The sequence below is a fragment of the Planotetraspora phitsanulokensis genome, assembly GCF_016863295.1.
Classification (GTDB): Bacteria; Actinomycetota; Actinomycetes; order Streptosporangiales; family Streptosporangiaceae; genus Planotetraspora; species Planotetraspora phitsanulokensis.
In genome coordinates this window covers 206654-225642 of record NZ_BOOP01000018.1, presented here as the reverse complement: position 1 = coordinate 225642, position 18989 = coordinate 206654, and the positions used below count along the sequence as shown (strand labels likewise).

The following is an 18989-nucleotide window of genomic DNA, read 5'->3' as shown; positions in this document are numbered from 1 at the left end:
TGGATGTAGTCCTGACGCCCTTCCGCGGGAACGCGGCCGCCGGAGCAGCGGCGTTCAGTACGCGATCCCGACCGTCGCCCTGATCGTCTCGGGCGCGGTGACGGCCGCGAGCACGTAGTCGGCGAGGTCCTCCCTGGAGATGGTCAGCCCGCCCCGGACGCAGTCGCCCACGGCCGTGCGGTAGACGCCCGTGGCCGCCCTGTCGGTCAGGCGCGGGGGCTGGACCACCGTCCAGTCCAGGTCGCGGCCGCGGATCTCCCGTTCGAGCAGGCGGGCGTCACGATGGACGTGACGCAGCACGGTCGCCCGCACCATCCGGGTCAGCAGGCGCTGCAGGGGCGCGGCCGACGGGTTGTCGCCGAGCGCGTTGGTCACCACCACCAGCCGCCGGACGCCTTCTCCGTCCGGCTGGCCGGCCATGGCGTCCATGACGTTGCGGCCTCCCTGTGAGTAGAGCCGCGTGGGCCCGGACTCGCTCGGCCCCGCGAGGAAGACGACGGCGTCCGCTCCCTTGACGTGGAGCGTCTCCGGCGCGAGCACGTCGCCCTGCCGGACGGAGAGGTTCGGGTGCCGCTCGGTGACCGCTTCCGGCCTCCTGGCGACCGCGACCACCTCGTGCCCCTTCGCGAGCGCGAGCCGTACGAAGTGGCGTCCAGTGCCGCGGGTGGCACCGAAGACGATGATGCGCACTGTTCCTCCAGTGGTCGTAAGTAAGCACTCACTCACCTCTATAGTGGTGAGTGTTCACTCACCCGTCAACACCGGAAGAGCCGATACGTGGGCACTCGCGACCGCATCGTCGCCGCGGCCGATCAGGTCATCAACGAGCTCGGCCTCGCCCGGGCGACCACCCGGGAGATCGCCCGGGCCGCGGGCTGCTCGGAGGCCCTCCTCTACAAGCACTTCAGCCGCAAGGAGGACCTCTTCCTCGCGGTGCTGCTCGAGCGCATGCCGGCGCTGACGCCCGCCGTGGTCAGGCTGAGCGGGCAGGTCGGCGTCGCGACCGTGGTGGAGAACCTGGAGGAGTTCGCCCGGGCGGCGATCGCGTTCTACCGCAGGTCGCTGCCGTTGAGCGCGGGCCTGCTCGCGGAGAAGTCCCTGCTGGAGAGCTTCCGCGCGATGCTCGCGGAGACGGGCGGAGGCCCCCACCTGCCCATCATGCTGCTGGGGACGTATCTGCGGGAGGAGCAGAAGATCGGCAGGGTCGGCACGGGCGCGGACCCGGACGCGGCGGCGGCGATGCTCATGGGCGCGTGCTTCCACCGGGCCGTTCTCACCAGCCTCGTCGATCTGGGGCCCGGCGACGCGGCGCCCGGCTTCGTCGCGACGCTCATGGCCGGGCTCTGCCCGCGCTAGGTGTCGGAGTCAGAACGTTATTGACGCCTGAGTCGAGTTGTGAGGCGGGCGGCTGGCCACCGTGTGCGCCGTGGGGCCGGTGGTAGTCGTAGTGCAGGTTCCACCTGTTTGGCGGCGCTCGACGAGTCGGCGCCTGCCTTCAGGTGTGAGCGGGGCATTGCGGTGAGTCATGCGGATCGGACGTCTTCGAACGGTGGTGCTGCCACCGGGTCGGGCACGTGCGCCTGCCTGGGCAGCAGGAGGGGTGTGCCGAGCAGGAGGATGCCGGAGATGGTGATCGCGGCAAGGGGGCCGGTGAGTGTCGCGATCACGCCCCAGATCACCATGAGGGTGGCCTGGGCGAGTTTGCTGCTGATGCTCCATGCGCTGAGGACTTGGGCGGTGTGATCGGCGGGAGCGCGTTGCAGGCGTTCTGTCGCGCTGACGGGGTTGAAAACGCCCATGCAGACGATCAGCAGGCCCTCCACGATGATCACGGTGATAAGGCCGGGGGTGCCGGGACGGGTGAAGGCGAGGCCGAGCGGGAAGATCGAGCGCAGCCAGCCGGTGACGATCATGACGCGGTGCCGCCCGTAGCGGGAGGCGAAGCGCGCGGACAGGCGGGCGCCGACGAAGCCTCCGAGTGCCGGGATGCCGAAGGCGAGACCGTATTGCCAGGCCGGGAAGTGGTACTGGCCGAGAAGGAGGACGGCCAGGAGCGGGCCGGTGGCCATGATCAGGCCGTTGACGGTCATCTGGTTGAGGAACAGGCGCCGCATCACCCGGTCGTGGAAGATGCACCGCCAACCGGCCAGAAAGTCGGCGGCGCGCAACCTGGTCGCAGGGTCGCGAAATACCGCGACATCGGCTCCGCGGATGTGGCGGACCGCGAGCGCGGAGAGCAGGTAGCTGAGGGCATCCGCCGCAACGGTGACGACCGGGCCGAGCAGCCCGATGAGCGCGCCGCCGAGCGGCGGTCCTGCCGCGGTGGCCACCCAGGTCGTGCCTTCGAATCTCCCGCTCGCGGTAAGGAGACGATCGCCGCGGACGAGGTGCTTCAGATACGCGCCGGAGGCGGCGGTGAACACGATGCTCGCGGTTCCCGAGATGACCGAGACGACGAGGAGTTGGCCGTAGGACAGCAGCCCGAGGAGGTACGCGATCGGAACGCTCGCCATGGCGAGGAAGCGGATCAGGTCCATCCCGATCATCACCGGGCGTTTGGCCCGGTGTTCTATCCACGGACCGAGCGGGACCGCGACGACCGCCGCGACGGCGAGGCCGGCGGCCTCCAGGAGCGAGACGGCGAATGCCGGCGAGTGCAGCACGCGCACCGCGATCAGCGGGAACGCTCCGAAAGCGATCCACGTGCCGTAAGTGCTCACCGCGTAGGCCGACCACAGCCAACCGAAACCGCGTCCCAACTGCGCGCGCATGCGACTCCTTGCGACAACCGATGTTCAGGTCGGTGAATCACACCAGCCAGCTCGGAGCGCGATCAAACAACCGGCTGCCCGGTGCGCCACAACCAACAGTTGGGCACCCATAGGCTGGATCAGTGGATACCGAGGCGGTGCGATCGTTCGTCCGCGCCGCCGAGCTCGGACAACTGCAACAGGCGGCGGACGAGCTCGGCGTGACGCAGCAGGCCGTCTCCAAGCGGATCGCCGCCCTCGAGCGCGAAGTCGGCGTGCGCCTGTTCACCCGCACCGCCCGAGGGGTCGAGCTCACGCTCGACGGACAGGCGTTCCTCCCGCACGCCCGGGACATCGTCGCGGGTGTCGATCGCGCCATCACCGCGATCAGACCGGGCTCGCGGGCCCTTCGGATCGACGTTCTCGGCCTCCGATCCGCGCAGGCCGTGATCCTGCACGACTATTGGCGGTCGCATCCCGGAATCGAGCTCGACGTGGTGACCCTCAGGGTCGACGACCCGCGCGCGGCGGTCGCCGCCGTCCAAGCAGGCGACGTCGACGCCACGTTCCGCACGATCACCGACCCCGCCGCGCTGCCGCGCGACCTACAGATGATCCGCGCGTTCGACTCTCCGCTGGAACTCGTCGTCGGCCCCCGCCATCCACTCGCCTCCGCACGAGCACTGACGCCGGCCCAACTGCGCCGGCACCGGATCTGGGTGCCGGGCATCGCGCCGCGAAGCGAATGGGCCGAGTTCTACGATCAGCTCACCACCGAATTCGATCTCCGCGTCGACGCCGCCGGCCCGAACTTCGGCAACGAGGTACTCCTCGACACCCTCGCGGACTCCGCAGACGTGGCCACGCTCGTCGGCTCGCGGGACCGGTACGTCTGGCCGACGAGCTACGACCTGCGCCGCATCCCGATCGTGAACCCGACGATCGCCTACCCGATCTCGCTCATCCTCCCCAGGGCGAATCCGCACCCAGGACTACGGGCGATCATCAACCACTTCGGAAGCCTGGCCCCCCTCCCCGAGACGACATGGCTCCCATCCTGGGTGGCGACCCCACGTCGCCGCGACGGAGACATCACCTCGCACCGCCGGTAACACTCACAACCCAGGCGCGTTTCCGGCATCACTTGCTGAACCTGCTCGCCACCGACTTCCCACTGTCGACAACGTCACGGCCGGCAACAGCCGGGCTTCACGCCTCCAGGATCCTGGCGGACTCCGACTCCTGTGCGAGGCGGCGGAAGACGTCGAAGGCCTTGCCGTACATGACGGTGCAGATCACCAGTGTCTCCACCGCGACGTCGCGCGGCCCGTCGAAGGGGATCTTGGCCATCTCGTGGTCGTGGGCCAGGCTCATGGCCGTCCTGGCGTAGACGAGCAGGTCGGCGTCCGTGGCGGGCATGCCCAGGCGCGCGAGGGTGACAAGGGTCTGCGTGAGCTCGTCGCGGCCCGGCGCGAGCGGGCTGACCCGCCATCCGAGATCCGCGATCAACCGGTCGACGGCCTCGCGCGCCCGCGTCCACTCCTCATCGTCGGCGTGCGGCTCTGGCCGGGAGGCGAGCGCGTAGTGGGCGGTCCCCAGCATGGTGTGGACATCGGTCCGCTCGTCCTCGACCGCCTCGATCACTGTGCGTATCGCCGCGACCGGAACCCGTCCCACCTCGAGGAGCGCGCGGATGAGACGCAGCCTGCGCAGGTGGGCGGGGCCGTACTCCGCGCGGGTGGCCGACGTCTGCTCGCCCTGGGGGAGGAGTCCCTCCCGCAGGTAATACTTGATCGTCGGGATGGGAACCCCGGATTCGGTGCTCAGCTGGGAGATCCGCATGGGGAGATCCTAGTGGATAGTTCAACTATCCAGCCTTGGTGTGGGGGTGGCCGATGCGCCTTCGGTAACCATGGTCACTCTCGCGGCCGATGGGCTACGCTCCGTCTACTCCTTTGATCTGAGCACCGGTCGATCCGGGCACCGGCCGATCGAGGACACCGGAGAAACGCGCGGAGAACCCATGGGCAGGCACAGGCGTGGAAAGACGCAGGGCATCCACACCGTGGGGGATCTCATCGAGGCGCTGGAACGGTACGACTCGGATCTCGAGGTGAGATTCGCCATCCAGCCGCGCATGCCCATGGGGTACACGGTCGGCCCGCTCGCCGAGTACGACGAGATCCTGTGGATCGGCGAGGCCGGATCCGACGGCTACGTCCCCGACGGCGCGGCCTCCCTCTTGGGCTGGCGCTGATCGTGCTGTACGGCGCCGCCTCGGCGGGCGGCTGCATCCGTGCGATCACCCAGTGCGGCGTGCGGACCCGCTGGGAGACCGGCTGCGGTGAAGGCCTCACTGGGTTGAGCCGTGGGTGTACCCAATGGACGTTCCCTGGGCGGCTCAGGCAGGCTGCAGGTCCGCCTCGATCTCGAGGACGATCTGCACCTTGTCCGCGATGATGGTGCCACCGCCGGGGATCGGGCCGTTGTAGTCGATGCCGAAGTCGGCGCGCTTGATCTCGGTGGTCGCGGAGAAGCCGGCCTTGGTGCCGCCCTCGGGTGTCGGGCCGAACTCCGGTGTCTCGGCGGCCAGGGACACCGGCCGGGTGACGCCGCGGATGGTCAGATCGCCGTCGATGAAGAACTCGCCGCCCTCGAACCGGACGCCCGTCGAGACGAATTCGAACGTGGGGTGGTTCGGCACGTCGAAGAAGTCCGCGGAGCGGATGTGGTCGTCACGCATCGAGTTGTTCGTGTCGATCGAGGTCGCGTCGATCGAGGCGGTGACCCGCGAGCCTAGTGGGTTCGGGGCGGTGGTGATCTCTCCGGTGAACGTGCCGAAGTGGCCCCGCACCTTGCTCACCATCATGTGCTTGATGACGAAGCCGACGTGGGAGTGGACTGGGTCGATGACCCAGGTGCCGGCCACGTATCCCGGAATCTGAAGATCGATGACGGTCACGGTTGACTCCTTGTAGTTGGGTATCGCGGTTCCACATGATTACTCGGTACTCTTTGGGAACCGAGAACATCGTGTCCGTCTGGGCGACCCAACGGCAATAAGGCACTTTTTAATGCCTCGGTTCTGTGGAGGTGACCATGGAGAAGACGACTGACGTCGAAGCGGGCGCGTGCTACACGGTCGAGGCGCTCGTAGAGGGGGACGCGTGCCGGGCGCGGGAAGTCCTCGACCTGGTGGGCGACAAGTGGTCGCTCTACGTGGTGTCCCACCTGGGCAGCGAGACCAAGCGCTTCACCGAGCTCAAGCGCGGCATCGATGGCATCAGCCAGCGGATGCTCACCGTGACCCTGCGCGCGCTGGAACGAGACGGCATCCTCATCCGCACCGTGCACGAGGTCATGCCTCCGCACGTCACCTACGCGCTGACCCCGCTGGGTGTCACCCTGCTCGCAGCCGCTGCGCCGCTGATCAGGTGGACCAACCAAAACCTCGACCAGATGGACAAGGCGCGCGCCGACTTCGACGCCCGTGCCGCGGCCAGGGACGCGACTCCGACCGGCCCCGGCGCAATCGGGCGCTAGCTAGGAGGGCTCGGCAGCACGCCAGTAGGAGGCCGCCACCAGTTCGGCCACCAGAGGTTCCGTGAGCAGGGCCACGTCGGGATCGTCGTCGTGCAGATAGCGGACGGAGCCGGCCTGTCCAGCGAGATCGCCGCCCACCGTGAGGACGGCCGACCCCCGCTCGCGGACCCACTCCATCGCCTGCTCGTCGTAGCGCGACCCGGGGAACACGATCGCCCGGTAGTCGTAGGTCTTGGTCAGATACACGTCCACGTGGGCCCAGTCGCCCGTCTCGCAGGCGTCGGCCTGACGGCGCGGCCCCTCGCGGAACATCAGCGCCGACTGCTCGGCGGACGACAGCCGTTCGGCGGGGGCGACGGTGTAGACCCCGTTCGGGCCGTCCAGCAGGCGGACGGCCTCGTCCAGCCAGTCGCCCCGCCGGTCGAGCAGGTCGGCCGTGGCGTCGGCCGCCCTGCGCACCAGAGCCGGGACCCCGGCCCGGCCCGTCATCGCGAGCAGGAGGGCCAGGGTGTGCTGGAACGTCCGGCAGGCGACGCCCCCGGCCTCCTCTCCGGCGGTCATGGGCACGACGAGGTCGGCGCCCTCCGTGACGGCGGACCCCGGCCGGTTGGTCATCGCGACGACGAACGACCTCCCGGCGTGGCGGGACAGCGCGTCGAGGGTCTCCCTGCTGCCGCCCGACGCCGAGATCGCGACCGCCACGGTCCGCGGCCCCGGGAGGGTGCCCGCCGACGCGGACGCGTACTCCGCCACGGCGTCGACCCCGGCGGCACGCAGCCTCTGGGCGGCCACTCCCGCCGCGTACCGCGAGCTGCCCATGCCCAGGAAGACGATCCGGTCGAAGCTGTCCGGCAGCCCGCCGAACGGGTCGCCGGCGTCGAGGAGGTCGGCCAGCCTGCCCAGTGCCTCCGGCTTGGCCTCCAGGTCGGCCACGAACCGCTCAGCGTCCACACCCGCTCCTCGCCGTGATCACGTGAACCACCCTCGCAGCACGCCCATGGGGGCGTACCGCCAGCGCGGCAGATGCCGGGCCGCGTAGATCAGCTCGCGGCATTCCTGCTCGACCTCGAACGGCCTGAGCAGCGACCGGTCGAGCAGGTCCGCCCGTCCGGCGTGCGCGAGGCCGTTCACGTAGGCCGTCTCCGTCTCCGTCCTGGCGGCCCGCACCCAGGCCGCCGTGGCCGCCGGGTCCGCCGACCTGCGCCGCACCGCCACCTGGCCGACGTGGTCGAGACTGGTCAGCAACTGCGCCAGGTCACGCGCCGCCGGCTGGAACACCTCGGCCTCCGCGACAGTCGGGTTGCCGTCGAAGTCGACCACCGCGTAGCCGTCCCGCCACTGCAGGATCTGGCCGACGTGCAGGTCGCCGTGGATGTGGATCAGCGGGGTACGGCCGGCGGACGCGAGCGGGACCAGCTCGGCGAGCAGTTCGCCGGCGTGACGCGCCAGCCACTCGCCGTCTTCCCCGTCGGTGAGCGACAGGGCCTCCCGCAGCGCCCCCTCGGCCCGCGCCGCGAAGGCGGGCGGGGGCGGGAGCCGTACGGGATCGGGGAAGGTCGCCGACGGAGACGCCATCGCCGCGTGCAACTCGGCCGCCAGCCGTCCGATGCCGGTCGCGAAGCCGGTGCGGCCGGCGGCCGCCTCGTCCACGCACCACTCCCATCCGTCGCGTGAGCCCGGCAGATAAGCCGTGACCAGGGCGACCAGCACGTCCTCCCAGAAGATCACGGCGTACGGCGTGGCCGTGCCGGCGAACCCAGCGAGATGGGTGAGCAGGGCGGGAGCGGGATGGGGCGCCCGGGAGGGGGCGGGGAACCACTTGACCACCATGGCCTCGCCCGCGATGACCGAGTGGTTGGTCTGGTCGACGGTGATCGCCCGTTCGCCGGGCGGCACCGCGGGCAGCGGCGCGAGCGTCCAGACGGTGAAGGGCGGCGGAGGGACCGCGCCGTCCGCCAGGTCGCGCACCACCGACTCGGTGACTCCCGCCCCCGCCTCGAGCGTGAGCGTGCCGTCCGGCCGCCGTTCGACGACCGGCCACGGCGAGTGTTCCACGTGATCTCCTGAATCAGGGTTCAACTGCGAAGCCTGGCCTCGAGCTCACGATGGAAGCACGATTGCGAGCGGCGCCGCAACACGATCTCACCTGGGCTGAGGGACGGCGCCGTCGAGCGGATGGCCCGTCGCGAGCCGCGCGTAGCCGAGGACGAGTTCCACGGCGGCCTCGGCGTCGATCGAGTGATGACGGGCGATGACGCGGTAGCCGTACGCGTCCTCGAGGGCGACGAGGTTGCGGCCGATGGTCTCGGAGCCCCCGGCCAGCGTGAAGACGCCCTGGGCCGCCCCGGTCTCCAAGATGGCCTGGTACATCGACACCTGCCGGTCGAACAACGTGGTCAGCAGCGAGCCGTACACCGGGTTGCGCCCGGCGGCGCCGCCCAGCTCGCACAGGAGGCGGACGCCGGCGTCGTCGGGGCCCTCCGGGAGACCCGAGCGGATCGTGGTGACCAGCTTCTGTGCCGGGTCGGCGATGCCGCCGGCCTTTCTGATCCGCTGCTCGTAGAAGCGCTCCATCCCGGCGTGGTGGGCCTCGATCAGCAGATCGCGCAGGTCGGGATAGTGGTAGAGCACGGCACCCGACGTGAGACCGGCCATCTCGGCGATCTGGTTGAGATGGACGCCCTCGGCGCCGTGCCGGATCACCGCCCTGCGGGCCGCGTCGACGAGGTCGGCCCTGCGGTCCGCCCTGCTCTTGCGCTGGGTCATGTCACTCCGATCCATCCGCACCCGCAGCATGCCGCCCCAGCCCTTGACGGGTTCTCCGGCCGCGTATTTGAATCTCGATTCAACAATACTCAGGGAGCCCCCACGTGACAGACAAGCGACTCACGATCCTGTTCATGCCGGAGAGCGCCTACGGCCCGACGAACAACTGCATCGGGATCGGCGACGTCCTGCGTCGGCGCGGTCATCGGGTGGTGTTCGCCGCCGAGGCGTCGTGGAAGGGAAAGCTGGAGGCGCTGGGCTTCGAGGAGGACCTGGTCGCTCTCGCCCCGCCGGCCGAGGAGGAGCAGGACCCGGGGCAGTTCTGGAAGGACTTCATCCGTGAGACGGCCCCCGAGTACCGCAAGAGCACGCTGGAGCAGTTGGAGACGGTGACCAAGCCGATCTGGGAGGCGCTCGCCGACGGCGCGAGGTACTGCGAGCCGCAGCTCAAGGACATCATCCGGCGCGTACGGCCCGACGTGATCGTCGAGGACAACGTCATCGCGTTCCCCGCCCTGGTGACGGCGGGCGTGCCGTTCGTGCGGATCGTGTCGTGCAACCCGCTCGAGGTGAAGGGCCCCGGGATCGCCCCGGTCTTCTCGGGGCTGCCCGCCGACGGGACCGGCTGGGCGGACTTCCGCGCCGAGTACGACAGGACCCATCGCGACCTGTGGGCCTCCTTCAACGAGTGGGTCGTCGAGCAGGGCGCGTCGGCCCTTCCCGACCTGGAGTTCGTCCACAAGGGCGACGCCAACCTCTACGTCTTCCCCGAGATCGTCGACTACGTCGCCGACCGGCCGCTGGCCGACTCCTGGACGCGGCTCGACTCCTCCGTCAGGGAGACCGACGAGGAGTTCACCCTGCCGGAGATCCCGGGTGAGGGCGCGCTCATCTACTTCTCCCTCGGCTCGCTCGGATCGGCCGACGTCGAGTTGATGCGCCGGGTCATCTCCGTCCTGGCCGGGACGCCCCATCGCTACATCGTCTCCAAGGGGCCGCTGCACGAGGAGATCGAGCTGGCCCCGAACATGTGGGGCGCGGAGTTCCTGCCGCAGACGAAGATCCTTCCCCTGGTCGACCTCGTGATCACCCATGGCGGCAACAACACGACGACCGAGGCGCTGCACTTCGGTAAGCCCATGATCGTTCTGCCGCTGTTCTGGGACCAGTACGACAACGCCCAGCGGGTCGCCGAGACCGGCTGCGGCGTCCGCCTGGACACCTACGGCTTCACCGACGAGGAACTGGTGGGCGCCGTGGACCGCCTTCTGGGCGACGCGGGACTCCGTTCACGGCTGGACGCGGAGGGCGAGCGCATCCGCGCGCGCGACGGCCTGCGCCTCGCCGCCGACGTGATCGAGAAGATCGCGTGACGTCGATGACCACGTTGATCAACCCCGCGGACGGGCGCCCGGTCGCCGAAATCCCCGACACCCGTGCCGAGAAGGTCGCGGCAGTCGTCCAGACGGCTCGGGAGGCCTTCGAGCAGTGGCGGGACGCGACGCCGGGGGAGCGGGCGCGTGTGCTGCTGCGGCTCGCCGACCTGGTCGAGGGCGACGCCGAGGAGCTGACCCGCCTGGAGGTCGAGGAGACCGGCAAGCCCGCGGCCGTGTTCAGGGACGGGGAGTTGCCGTTCGCCATCGACAACCTGCGGTTCTTCGCCGGGGCGGCCAGGTCGCTGGAGGGGACCGGCGCCGGCGTGCTCAGCAAGGGGTACACGTCGGTCCTGGTCAGGCGGCCGATCGGTGTCGTGGGATCGATCTCGCCGTGGAACTTCCCGTTCATCATGGCGGTCTGGAAGGCGGGGCCGGCCCTGGCGGCAGGCAACGCCGTCGTCATCAAGCCCGCGCCGCGGACGCCGCGCACCACGCTGCGGCTCGCCGAGCTGTTCGCGGCGGCGGGCGCGCCGGACGGCCTGCTCCAGGTCGTCACCGGCGGCGCCGACGTCGGCCAGGCGCTGGTGACCGATCCGGGCGTCGACATGGTCAGCGTGACGGGCTCGACGGAGACCGGCCGGGCGGTGATGCGCGGCGCGGTCGACGGCCTCAAGCGGGTCCACCTCGAACTGGGCGGCAAGGCGCCCGCCCTGGTCTTCGCGGACGCGGCGCTGGAGGACATGGCCGCGGGCGTCGTGATGGGCGCGACGTACAACACCGGGCAGGACTGCACGGCCGCCACCCGCGTCTACATCGACAGGTCACGGTACGGCGAGGCCGTTGAGGCGCTGCGGGACGCCCTGTCCCGGGTCCGGCCCGGCGATCCCTGGGAGCCGGGTTCCGACATCGGCCCCCTGATCTCCGCCGCGCACCGCGACCGTGTCGACGGCTTCGTGCGCCGCGCTTCGGGGCGGGTCGTCTGGGGTGGCACGCCGATCGACGGGCCCGGCTTCTACTACGCCCCCACGCTCATCGCCGACGCCGACCAGTCGAGCGAGATCGTGCAGGCGGAGATCTTCGGTCCCGTGCTCGTGGCCGTCCCGTTCGACGGCGAGGACGAGGCCGTGCGGCTCGCCAACGACACTCCGTACGGCCTCGCCTCGTCGGTGTGGTCCGCGGACGTGTCGCGCGCCCTGCGCGTCTCCCACCGGCTCGACGTGGGGGTGACGTGGGTCAACGACCATCTCCCCATCGCGTCGGAGGCCCCGCACGGCGGGGTCAAGGGCAGCGGTTTCGGCAAGGACATGAGCCAGGAAGCGGTTCAGGAGTACTCGGTCACCCGGCATCTGATGATCAAGCACGCCGCACCGCAGGCGCGCGACTCCTTCCGCCCGGCCTGACGCCCGGGCCGGGGCGCCTGCCCGCGCTGCGGTGCCGGCCCGCGCTGGGGCGTCTGCCCGAGCCGGGCCGGGGGTCAGCCCGAGGCGGCGTCGAAGTGCAGCTCGGAGGTCACCCGGTACCGGTCGCCCCTGTAGATCGACCGGGTGAACTCCACGATTCCCCCGTTCACGTCGCGCGTCGTGCGCTCGACCATCAGCGCGGGGAAGTGCTCGGGCACGCTCAGCAGCGCGGCCTCGGTCTCGTCGGTCACCGTGGCCTCGATGGTCTGGACGGCGCTGCGCACGTCGACCCCGAACCGCTCGCGCAGCACGCGGTAGAACGAGCCCGACTCCATGTCGTCGGGAACCAGGCCGTCGACCAGCACATGGGGGAGATGGAGCCGCTCGATCGCCATCGGCTCGTCGTCCACCACACGCAGCCTGACCACGCGCAGCACGAGCGCGGCGGGAGCGAGCTGCAGGCGCCTGGCGAGCTGTGGACCGGCCGGCGCCGCGCCGAACTCCAGGATCCGGCTCAGCCAGTGGCCCTCGGCGGGCGGCGCGTAGAACGATCCGCTCGGAGTCGCGGCCAGGGCCTGGGTGACCCGGTGCGGGCCGGTGAAGGTGCCGCGGCCGTGCTCCCTGACGAGCACACCTGAACGGACGAGGTCGTCGATCGCCGCACGGAGGGTCGGCCGGGAGACTCCCAGCTCCTTGCAGAGGTCTCGCTCGGAGGGGATCGCCTCGCCCGCCTTCATGTCGGCGACGAAGTCCAGCAGGAAGTCCCGCACGCGGTCGCGCTTCAGTCCGGCTCCCGTGTTCAGAGTCACGCCCTGACCTTACCAAAGCCTTACCAGTTCGCCGACATTTCCCTTCAAACATGGGTCTTGACGACGCAACTGGTTAAGACCACTCTATCCGCAACAGGCAGATTCCTTACCAATATATGACCACTGGGAGTAGCCATGAGGCGCCTTCTCGCCGCGGCCGCGGTGCTCACGATCGCAGCCGGTCTCACCTCGTGCAGTTCCTCCACCGAGACCCAGGGTCAGGGCCCCGGCTCGGCGGGCGGCACCGCCTCCACCAAGCTGACCGTGTGGATCATGCGGGACAGCATCTCCGACGCGCTGGTCCAGCGCTTCACCTCGGACTACCAGGCAGCGCACGCGGGCACCACGCTGGACGTCCAGATCCAGGAGTGGGACGGCATCGGGCAGAAGGTCACCAGCGCGCTGGCGAGCAACGACGCGCCCGACGTCATCGAGGTCGGCAACACCCAGGTCGCGGAGTACGCGGCGAGCGGCGGCGTCAGGGACCTCACCGACAAGGTCGCCGACCTCGGCGGCGCCGACTGGCTGCCGGGCCTCTCCGAACCCGGCAAGATCGAGGGCAAGCAGTACGGCATCCCGTGGTACGCGGCCAACCGCGTCGTCATCTACAACAAGGACCTCTTCGAGAAGGCGGGCGTCACCGCTCCGCCGAAGACCCGCGACGAGTGGATCGACATCACCACCAAGCTGAACAAGGGCGGCGACCAGGGCATCTACCTCCCCGGCCAGAACTGGTACACCCTGGCGGGCTTCATCTGGGACGAGGGCGGCGACCTGGCCGTCAACGACGGGACCACCTGGAAGGGCGGCCTCGACACGCCGCAGGCGCTCGCAGGCATGGACTTCTACAAGAAGCTGCAGGCCCTGGGTGACGGCCCGCGCGACTCCGACGAGGCCAACCCCCCGCAGGCCGACGTCTTCGCCAAGGGCGACGTCGCGCAGCTGATCTCCGTACCCGGCGGCGCGGTCGCGATCGAGAAGGCCAACCCCGACCTGAAGGACAAGCTCGGGTTCTTCCCGATCCCGGGCAAGACGGCGGACAAGCCGGGCGCGGTGTTCACCGGCGGCTCCGACCTGATCGTCCCCGAGGCGTCCAAGAACCAGGACGCGGCCTACGAGGTCGTCAAGGCCCTCGCCGGCGAGAAGTTCCAGACCGACATGGCCAAGGAGATGTCGTACGTGCCCAACCGCGTGTCGCTGGCCGGCGTGCTGAGCGGCAGCGAGGGGGCGGCGGCCATGGCGGTCGGCGCCGCGAACGGCCACGCCACGCCGACCTCGCCCAACTGGGCGGCGGTCGAGGCCAAGAACGTCATCAAGGAGTACATGACCGCCGCGCTCACCGGCGACGCCGCGGCGGAGGGCGGCAAGGCCTCGCAGACCATCGGCGAGATCCTCAACACCAAGTCCTGAGAGCCGGGTGTCCTGAGAGAGCAGCCTGTTCCGTTCCGCCCCCTCTCCTCCCTTCCCGGGGGCGGAACGGGCAGGCCCGTGTCTGAGAGGAAAGTCGTGGCCTCCGAGGCTCAGCAAACCCCCGGCGATCTCGCGCCCGCCGGGATCTCCGTACCTCCGGGGCGGCGCCGGCTCGGCGCCGGAGAGCCGTCACGTCCCGGGCCGGACGGCACCGGCGGTCGCCGCCGGTCTCCGGCGGCCCGGCCCTCCGGCGTGCACCCCCGGCGCAGGGACTCGGGCCGGGGCGCCGCACGCACGATCGCCGCGGCCTGGCCGTACCTCCTGGTCCTGCCCACCGTGGCAGGCACGGCGTATCTGCTCTTCTATCCGCTGCTGCGCAGCGTGGTGATCTCCTTCCAGCACTTCCGGACCGGCGAGCTGATCCGTGGCGGGGCGGCCTTCGTCGGTCTGGAGAACTACCAGGACGTGCTCGGGAGCGCCGAGTTCTGGACGGTGGTCCGCCGCACACTCGTGTGGACCGCGGTCAACGTCGTCCTCATCATGGTGATCTCCACGTTCACGGCGCTGATGATCGCCCGGCTCGGCCGCCGGATGCGGCTGGCGGTGATGAGCGGCCTGGTCCTCACCTGGGCCACTCCGGTCCTGGCCGCGACCACCGTCTTCCAGTGGCTGTTCCAGTCCAGGCTCGGGGTCGTCAACTGGGCGCTCGTCTCCCTCGGCTTCGACTCCTTCGACGGGTTCAGCTGGTTCGCGAACGGCCAGGCGACCTTCGCCATCATGGTGCTGCTCGTCGTGTGGCAGTCGGTCCCCTTCGCGGCGCTCACCCTCTACGCGGGGCTGACCACGATCCCGGCCGAGCTGTACGAGTCGGCGCGGATCGACGGCGCGGGCGCCTGGCAGATCTTCCGCGACGTCACCTTCCCGATGTTGCGGCCGCTGTTCGGGCTGATCACCTCGCTCGAGGTGATCTGGGTGTTCAAGTGCTTCGCCCAGATCTGGGCGATCACCCAGGGCGGTCCCGACGACGCCACCACGACCCTGCCGGTGTACGCGTTCCAGGTCGCCCAGTCGCTCCACAAGTACGACCTCGGCTCGGCGATCTCCACGCTCACCGTGCTCATCCTGCTCGTCGTCCTCGTGGCGCACCTGAGGCGCATGTACAAGCACGAAGGAGAAGGCCTGTGAAGCTCCGCCGGCTGCCCCTCAACCTCGCGGCCCTCGGCGTGCTCGTCGTGTCGGTCTTCCCCGTCTACTGGATGGCGGTCACCGCGTTCAAGCCGACCAGGGACATCCATGCCGACACCCCGCAGTTCCTGCCCCTGCACCCCACGCTCGACCACTTCAGGACCGCGGTCGGCGCCGACGGCTTCCTGCTGTTCTGGCGCAACAGCCTGCTCGTCTCCGTCACCGCCGTGCTGCTGGCCCTGGTCGTGGCCCTGCTCGCCGCCTTCGCGGTGGCCCGCATGCGCTGGCGCGGGCGCAAGGCCTTCATCCTGATGGTCTTCATCGCGCAGATGGCGCCGTGGGAGGCGCTGCTGATCCCGATGTTCATCATCGCCCGCGACACGGGGATGCTCGACAAGCTGTCGATGCTCACGCTCGTCTACTTCATCGTCACGCTGCCGTTCACCATCGTCACGCTGCGGGGCTTCCTCGCGGCGATCCCCGCGGAGCTGGAGGAGGCCGCCCAGATGGACGGCGCGAGCAGGGCGGTGGCCTTCCGCCGGGTCGTGCTCCCGCTGCTGGCGCCCGGCCTGATGTCGACCTCGTTGTTCGGGTTCATCACCGCGTGGAACGAGTTCGCCTTCGCCAACGCCCTCATCATCAAGAACCAGGACGACCGGACGCTGCCCGTCTGGCTCTCCTCGTTCGGCAACGTCTTCGGCACCGACTGGGGCGCGACGATGGCCGCCGCCTCCCTGTTCATGGTGCCGGTCCTGCTCATCTTCCTGGTCCTGCAGCGCCGTGTGACCACCGGATTCATCGCCGGCGCCGTCAAGGGCTGAGCTGAACAGCTCGTGTGTCATCGTGCGGCCCACCGCCGGGCCGCCGTCAATCCTGCCTGGAGGGATTCTCAACGTGATCATTCCGCGGCCAAGGGAACTGGCCGTCCTCGGGGGCTTCGTCGCGTACACGGGCAACGCCGTACGGCTGTCGCATGAACGCGGCCTGGGACCGGAGGGGTACCGCCTCAGCGTCTCCGACGGCGTGATCGAGCTGACCGCCGGTGGGCCCGCCGGCGAGTTCTACGGACGGCAGACCCTGCGGCAACTCGGCCCGGCCGTGCCGTACGGGACGATCGAGGACGGCCCGCGCTTCGGGTGGCGCGGCGTGATGCTCGACGTCGCCCGGCACTTTATGCCCAAGGAGTTCGTGCTGCGGCTGATCGATCTGATCGCCGAGCTCAAGCTGAACGTGCTGCACCTGCATCTGACCGACGACCAGGGCTGGCGTCTGGAGATCAAGCGTCATCCCCGGCTCACCGAGGTCAGCGGAGACCACTACACCCACGACGACGTCCACGAGATCGTGTCGTACGCGGCCGACAGGTTCGTCCGGGTCGTCCCGGAGATCGGGCTGCCCGGGCACGTCCAGGCCGCGCTCGCCGCCTACCCGCATCTGGGCAACGACCCGGGCAGACGGCTCGGCGTCTGGGACCGGTGGGGGATCAGCGAGCACACCCTCAACCTGGAGGAGTCGACGATCGCCTTCTTCCACGAGGTGCTGGACGAGGTCGTCGAGCTGTTCCCCGACGAGTACGTGCACGTCGGCGGGGACGAGTGCCTGAACGGCGAGTGGGAGCGCACGCCGCGGGCCCAGGAACGCATCCGCGAGCTCGGTCTGCCGGGCGCGCACGCGGCGCGGGCCTGGATCACCGCGCGCATGGCCGAGCACCTCGCCGCCCACGGCAGGAAGCTCGTCTACTGGTACGAGAAGGCGGACGGCCCGCCTGGGGCGACCACGATGACCTGGCTCGACGAGGAGAGCGGCCCGCAGGCGACGCTGGAGGGCCGGGACGTCGTCCTCGCCCCCCACCTGCGCACCTATCTCGACTATCCGCCCGTCCTCGAGCCGGGGCCGTTCGCGCCCGACCGGGTGCTCTCGCTCTCCGAGGCCTACCACTTCGACCCGCCGCCCGCCCCCGAGCGCGCGGGCGGGCGGATCCTCGGCGTCCAGGCCCAACTGTGGACCGAGTACATGCCCACGCCCTCCGACGTCGAGCGCCAGGCCTTTCCCCGGCTCTGCGCGTTCGCCGAGGTCGCGTGGGGATCCGCGGGCGACTACTCCGACTTCCTCCGGCGGCTGCACCCGCACCTGGCCCGGCTGGAGGCCCAGGGGGTCCGGGTCGGGCCGCTCATCCCGTAGACCACGCGGCCACGGACGACCAAGAGACGGGGGAGAGCGCGGGGGGACCGCAGACCACGGGGGACCGCACCCAAGGAAAGGACGAAAGTGTCCAGCAAGAAGTGGTTAGCCGGCGGACTCGTGTCCGCCCTCGCCCTCATCGGCGTGTCCGCCCTCCCGGCCGACGCCGCGACCTCACTCCGCGTCCAGTACAAGACGAGCGCCTCCGGGGCCACGGCCGACCAGGTCGAACCGTGGTTCAACGTCGTCAACAGCGGCACCACCTCCGTGCCGCTGAGCTCGGTGAAGATCCGGTACTACTTCAAGGCCGATTCGCCGACGCAGCAGTACCGCTTCGCCTGCTCGTGGGCGGTCGTCTCCTGCTCGACCGTGACCGGCACGTTCGGCACGATCTCACCCGGGACGGCGACCGCCGACCGCTACCTGGAGGTGGGCTTCACCTCGGGCACGCTCGCTCCGGGCGCCCAGACGAGCGACCTGCAGCTGCGGTTCTACCGCACAGACTGGCAGCGGATCACGCAGAGCGACGACTACTCCTTCGGCGCCTCCAGGACCACCTACGGGGACTGGGCGAAGGTGACCGCCTACCAGAACGGCACGCTCGTCTGGGGCGACGCCCCCGCGGGCGGCGATCCGACGGCGACGCCGACCCCCACGCCTCCCACGTCGCCCAGCCCGCCGCCCACCGGCGGCAACGCGGGAGTCGTGTTCGACGACTTCTCCTACACCGACGCCAACGACACGCGGATCAACGCGCACAACTGGACGATCCGCACCAACCAGGGTGGTCCCGGCATCCCCGGCGCCTCCTGGCCCAAGGAGAACATCTCCTTCCCGGTCGTCTCGGGTTCCAACAAGGCGCTGCAGCTCAAGTCGGTCACCGACGGCACCGGTTCGGGCACCCAGCAGTCGGAGGTGCTGAACCAGCGCAAGTTCCTCGAGGGCACCTACGCCGCCCGGGTGAAGTTCTCCGACGCGCCCGTCAGCGGCCCGGACGGCGACGCCATCGTGGAGACCTTCTTCACGATCACGCCGCTCAACCGCGACCTCGACCCCGACTACAGCGAGCAGGACTTCGAGTACCTGCCCAACGGAGGCTGGGGCGAGCCTTCCAGCATCATGTACGCCACGTCGTGGGAGACCTACCAGAACGAGCCCTGGCTGGCCGTCAACGTCCACAACGAGGTACGGCAGAGCTACGACGGCTGGCACGACCTGGTCCTGCAGGTCTCCGGCGGCACGATCAGGTACTACATCGACGGCGCGCTCTTCGCGGAGCACGGCGGCGTCTACTACCCCGAGACCGTGCAGTCGGTGAACTTCAACCTGTGGTTCATCAGCGGCGGCCAGATCGGCAGTTCGACCCCGCGCACGTACGTCCAGCAGGTCGACTGGTTCTACCACGCGAAGAACGAGGTCGTCGCGCCCGGTGACGTGGTCAACCGGGTCAACGGCTACCGTACGGCGTCGACCACGTGGGTCGACACGGTTCCTGCCGCCTGACCGGCGCTGAGTGGCTCGGCTCGCGCGTATTCGGGGCGCGCGAGCCGTCGGCGGCGCGAGGCCGCC

19 protein-coding genes are annotated in these 18989 nt (G+C 69.9%); 11 read left to right on the top strand and 8 right to left on the bottom strand.

Annotation, left to right across the window (positions count from 1 at the left end; translation table 11 throughout):
* Positions 1–54: 54 nt before the first annotated feature.
* Positions 55–690 (bottom strand): NAD(P)-dependent oxidoreductase, encoded by a 636-nt coding sequence (locus Pph01_RS19725; RefSeq protein WP_204074580.1) that lies wholly within the window; start codon positions 688–690, stop codon positions 55–57.
* An 87-nt stretch (positions 691–777) separates the two neighbouring features.
* Here Pph01_RS19725 and Pph01_RS19720 point away from each other — a divergent pair, with 87 nt between their 5' ends.
* Positions 778–1356 (top strand): TetR/AcrR family transcriptional regulator, encoded by a 579-nt coding sequence (locus Pph01_RS19720; RefSeq protein ID WP_204074579.1) that lies wholly within the window; start codon positions 778–780, stop codon positions 1354–1356.
* Positions 1357–1523: 167 nt separating this feature from the next.
* Here Pph01_RS19720 and Pph01_RS19715 read toward each other — a convergent pair whose 3' ends face one another.
* Positions 1524–2771: an MFS transporter gene (locus Pph01_RS19715; RefSeq protein ID WP_239116850.1), complete on the bottom strand. Its 1248-nt coding sequence runs from the start codon at positions 2769–2771 to the stop codon at positions 1524–1526.
* A gap of 122 nt (positions 2772–2893) precedes the next feature.
* Here Pph01_RS19715 and Pph01_RS19710 point away from each other — a divergent pair, with 122 nt between their 5' ends.
* Complete coding sequence (locus Pph01_RS19710; protein ID WP_204074578.1) at positions 2894–3862, top strand: LysR family transcriptional regulator; 969 nt, start codon at positions 2894–2896, stop codon at positions 3860–3862.
* A 97-nt stretch (positions 3863–3959) separates the two neighbouring features.
* Here the strand turns inward: Pph01_RS19710 and Pph01_RS19705 are convergent, their stop codons facing one another.
* Positions 3960–4592: a MerR family transcriptional regulator gene (locus Pph01_RS19705; protein ID WP_204074577.1), complete on the bottom strand. Its 633-nt coding sequence runs from the start codon at positions 4590–4592 to the stop codon at positions 3960–3962.
* Positions 4593–4773: 181 nt separating this feature from the next.
* Here Pph01_RS19705 and Pph01_RS19700 point away from each other — a divergent pair, with 181 nt between their 5' ends.
* Complete coding sequence (locus Pph01_RS19700) at positions 4774–5007, top strand: hypothetical protein (RefSeq protein WP_204074576.1); 234 nt, start codon at positions 4774–4776, stop codon at positions 5005–5007.
* A 144-nt stretch (positions 5008–5151) separates the two neighbouring features.
* Here the strand turns inward: Pph01_RS19700 and Pph01_RS19695 are convergent, their stop codons facing one another.
* Positions 5152–5712 carry a YceI family protein gene (locus tag Pph01_RS19695; RefSeq protein WP_204074575.1) on the bottom strand — a complete coding sequence of 187 codons (561 nt, stop codon included), beginning with the start codon at positions 5710–5712 and terminating at the stop codon, positions 5152–5154.
* A 137-nt stretch (positions 5713–5849) separates the two neighbouring features.
* On the opposite strand from Pph01_RS19695, the gene Pph01_RS19690 reads away from it, so the two are divergent.
* Positions 5850–6293: a winged helix-turn-helix transcriptional regulator gene (locus Pph01_RS19690; protein WP_204074574.1), complete on the top strand. Its 444-nt coding sequence runs from the start codon at positions 5850–5852 to the stop codon at positions 6291–6293.
* On the opposite strand, the gene Pph01_RS19685 is transcribed toward Pph01_RS19690, so the two are convergent.
* The 3 genes from Pph01_RS19685 to Pph01_RS19675 all read right to left on the bottom strand — a co-directional run bounded on the left by Pph01_RS19685 (position 6294) and on the right by Pph01_RS19675 (position 9059).
* Positions 6294–7244 carry an SIS domain-containing protein gene (locus Pph01_RS19685; protein ID WP_204074573.1) on the bottom strand — a complete coding sequence of 317 codons (951 nt, stop codon included), beginning with the start codon at positions 7242–7244 and terminating at the stop codon, positions 6294–6296.
* Positions 7245–7262: 18 nt separating this feature from the next.
* A complete protein-coding gene (locus Pph01_RS19680) occupies positions 7263–8348 on the bottom strand; it encodes a hypothetical protein (RefSeq protein WP_204074572.1) in 1086 nt (361 codons plus the stop codon).
* A gap of 87 nt (positions 8349–8435) precedes the next feature.
* Entirely contained in the window at positions 8436–9059 is a 624-nt protein-coding gene (locus tag Pph01_RS19675; protein ID WP_204074571.1) for a TetR/AcrR family transcriptional regulator, read from the bottom strand.
* Between the two features lie 104 nt (positions 9060–9163).
* Here Pph01_RS19675 and Pph01_RS19670 point away from each other — a divergent pair, with 104 nt between their 5' ends.
* Together Pph01_RS19670 and Pph01_RS19665 are read left to right on the top strand one after the other, a co-directional pair.
* Positions 9164–10432 carry a glycosyltransferase gene (locus tag Pph01_RS19670; protein WP_239116849.1) on the top strand — a complete coding sequence of 423 codons (1269 nt, stop codon included), beginning with the start codon at positions 9164–9166 and terminating at the stop codon, positions 10430–10432.
* 5 nt (positions 10433–10437) lie between these two features.
* Entirely contained in the window at positions 10438–11835 is a 1398-nt protein-coding gene (locus Pph01_RS19665) for an aldehyde dehydrogenase family protein (RefSeq protein ID WP_204074570.1), read from the top strand.
* Between the two features lie 74 nt (positions 11836–11909).
* On the opposite strand, the gene Pph01_RS19660 is transcribed toward Pph01_RS19665, so the two are convergent.
* Complete coding sequence (locus Pph01_RS19660) at positions 11910–12644, bottom strand: GntR family transcriptional regulator (RefSeq protein WP_239116848.1); 735 nt, start codon at positions 12642–12644, stop codon at positions 11910–11912.
* A gap of 135 nt (positions 12645–12779) precedes the next feature.
* Between Pph01_RS19660 and Pph01_RS19655 the strand changes: the two genes are divergently transcribed.
* The 5 genes from Pph01_RS19655 to Pph01_RS19635 all read left to right on the top strand — a co-directional run bounded on the left by Pph01_RS19655 (position 12780) and on the right by Pph01_RS19635 (position 18923).
* Entirely contained in the window at positions 12780–14054 is a 1275-nt protein-coding gene (locus tag Pph01_RS19655) for an extracellular solute-binding protein (protein WP_204074569.1), read from the top strand.
* 78 nt (positions 14055–14132) lie between these two features.
* The gene (locus tag Pph01_RS19650; RefSeq protein WP_239116847.1) at positions 14133–15239 is read left to right on the top strand and encodes a carbohydrate ABC transporter permease; all 1107 of its coding nucleotides are present in this window, start codon (positions 14133–14135) and stop codon (positions 15237–15239) included.
* Positions 15236–16060 carry a carbohydrate ABC transporter permease gene (locus Pph01_RS19645; protein ID WP_204074568.1) on the top strand — a complete coding sequence of 275 codons (825 nt, stop codon included), beginning with the start codon at positions 15236–15238 and terminating at the stop codon, positions 16058–16060. The genes Pph01_RS19650 and Pph01_RS19645 overlap by 4 nt, the downstream gene beginning before the upstream one ends.
* 73 nt (positions 16061–16133) lie before the next feature.
* Positions 16134–17420 carry a beta-N-acetylhexosaminidase gene (locus tag Pph01_RS19640; RefSeq protein WP_204074567.1) on the top strand — a complete coding sequence of 429 codons (1287 nt, stop codon included), beginning with the start codon at positions 16134–16136 and terminating at the stop codon, positions 17418–17420.
* Between the two features lie 87 nt (positions 17421–17507).
* Positions 17508–18923: a cellulose binding domain-containing protein gene (locus tag Pph01_RS19635; RefSeq protein ID WP_204074566.1), complete on the top strand. Its 1416-nt coding sequence runs from the start codon at positions 17508–17510 to the stop codon at positions 18921–18923.
* The last annotated feature ends 66 nt before the right edge of the window (positions 18924–18989 follow it).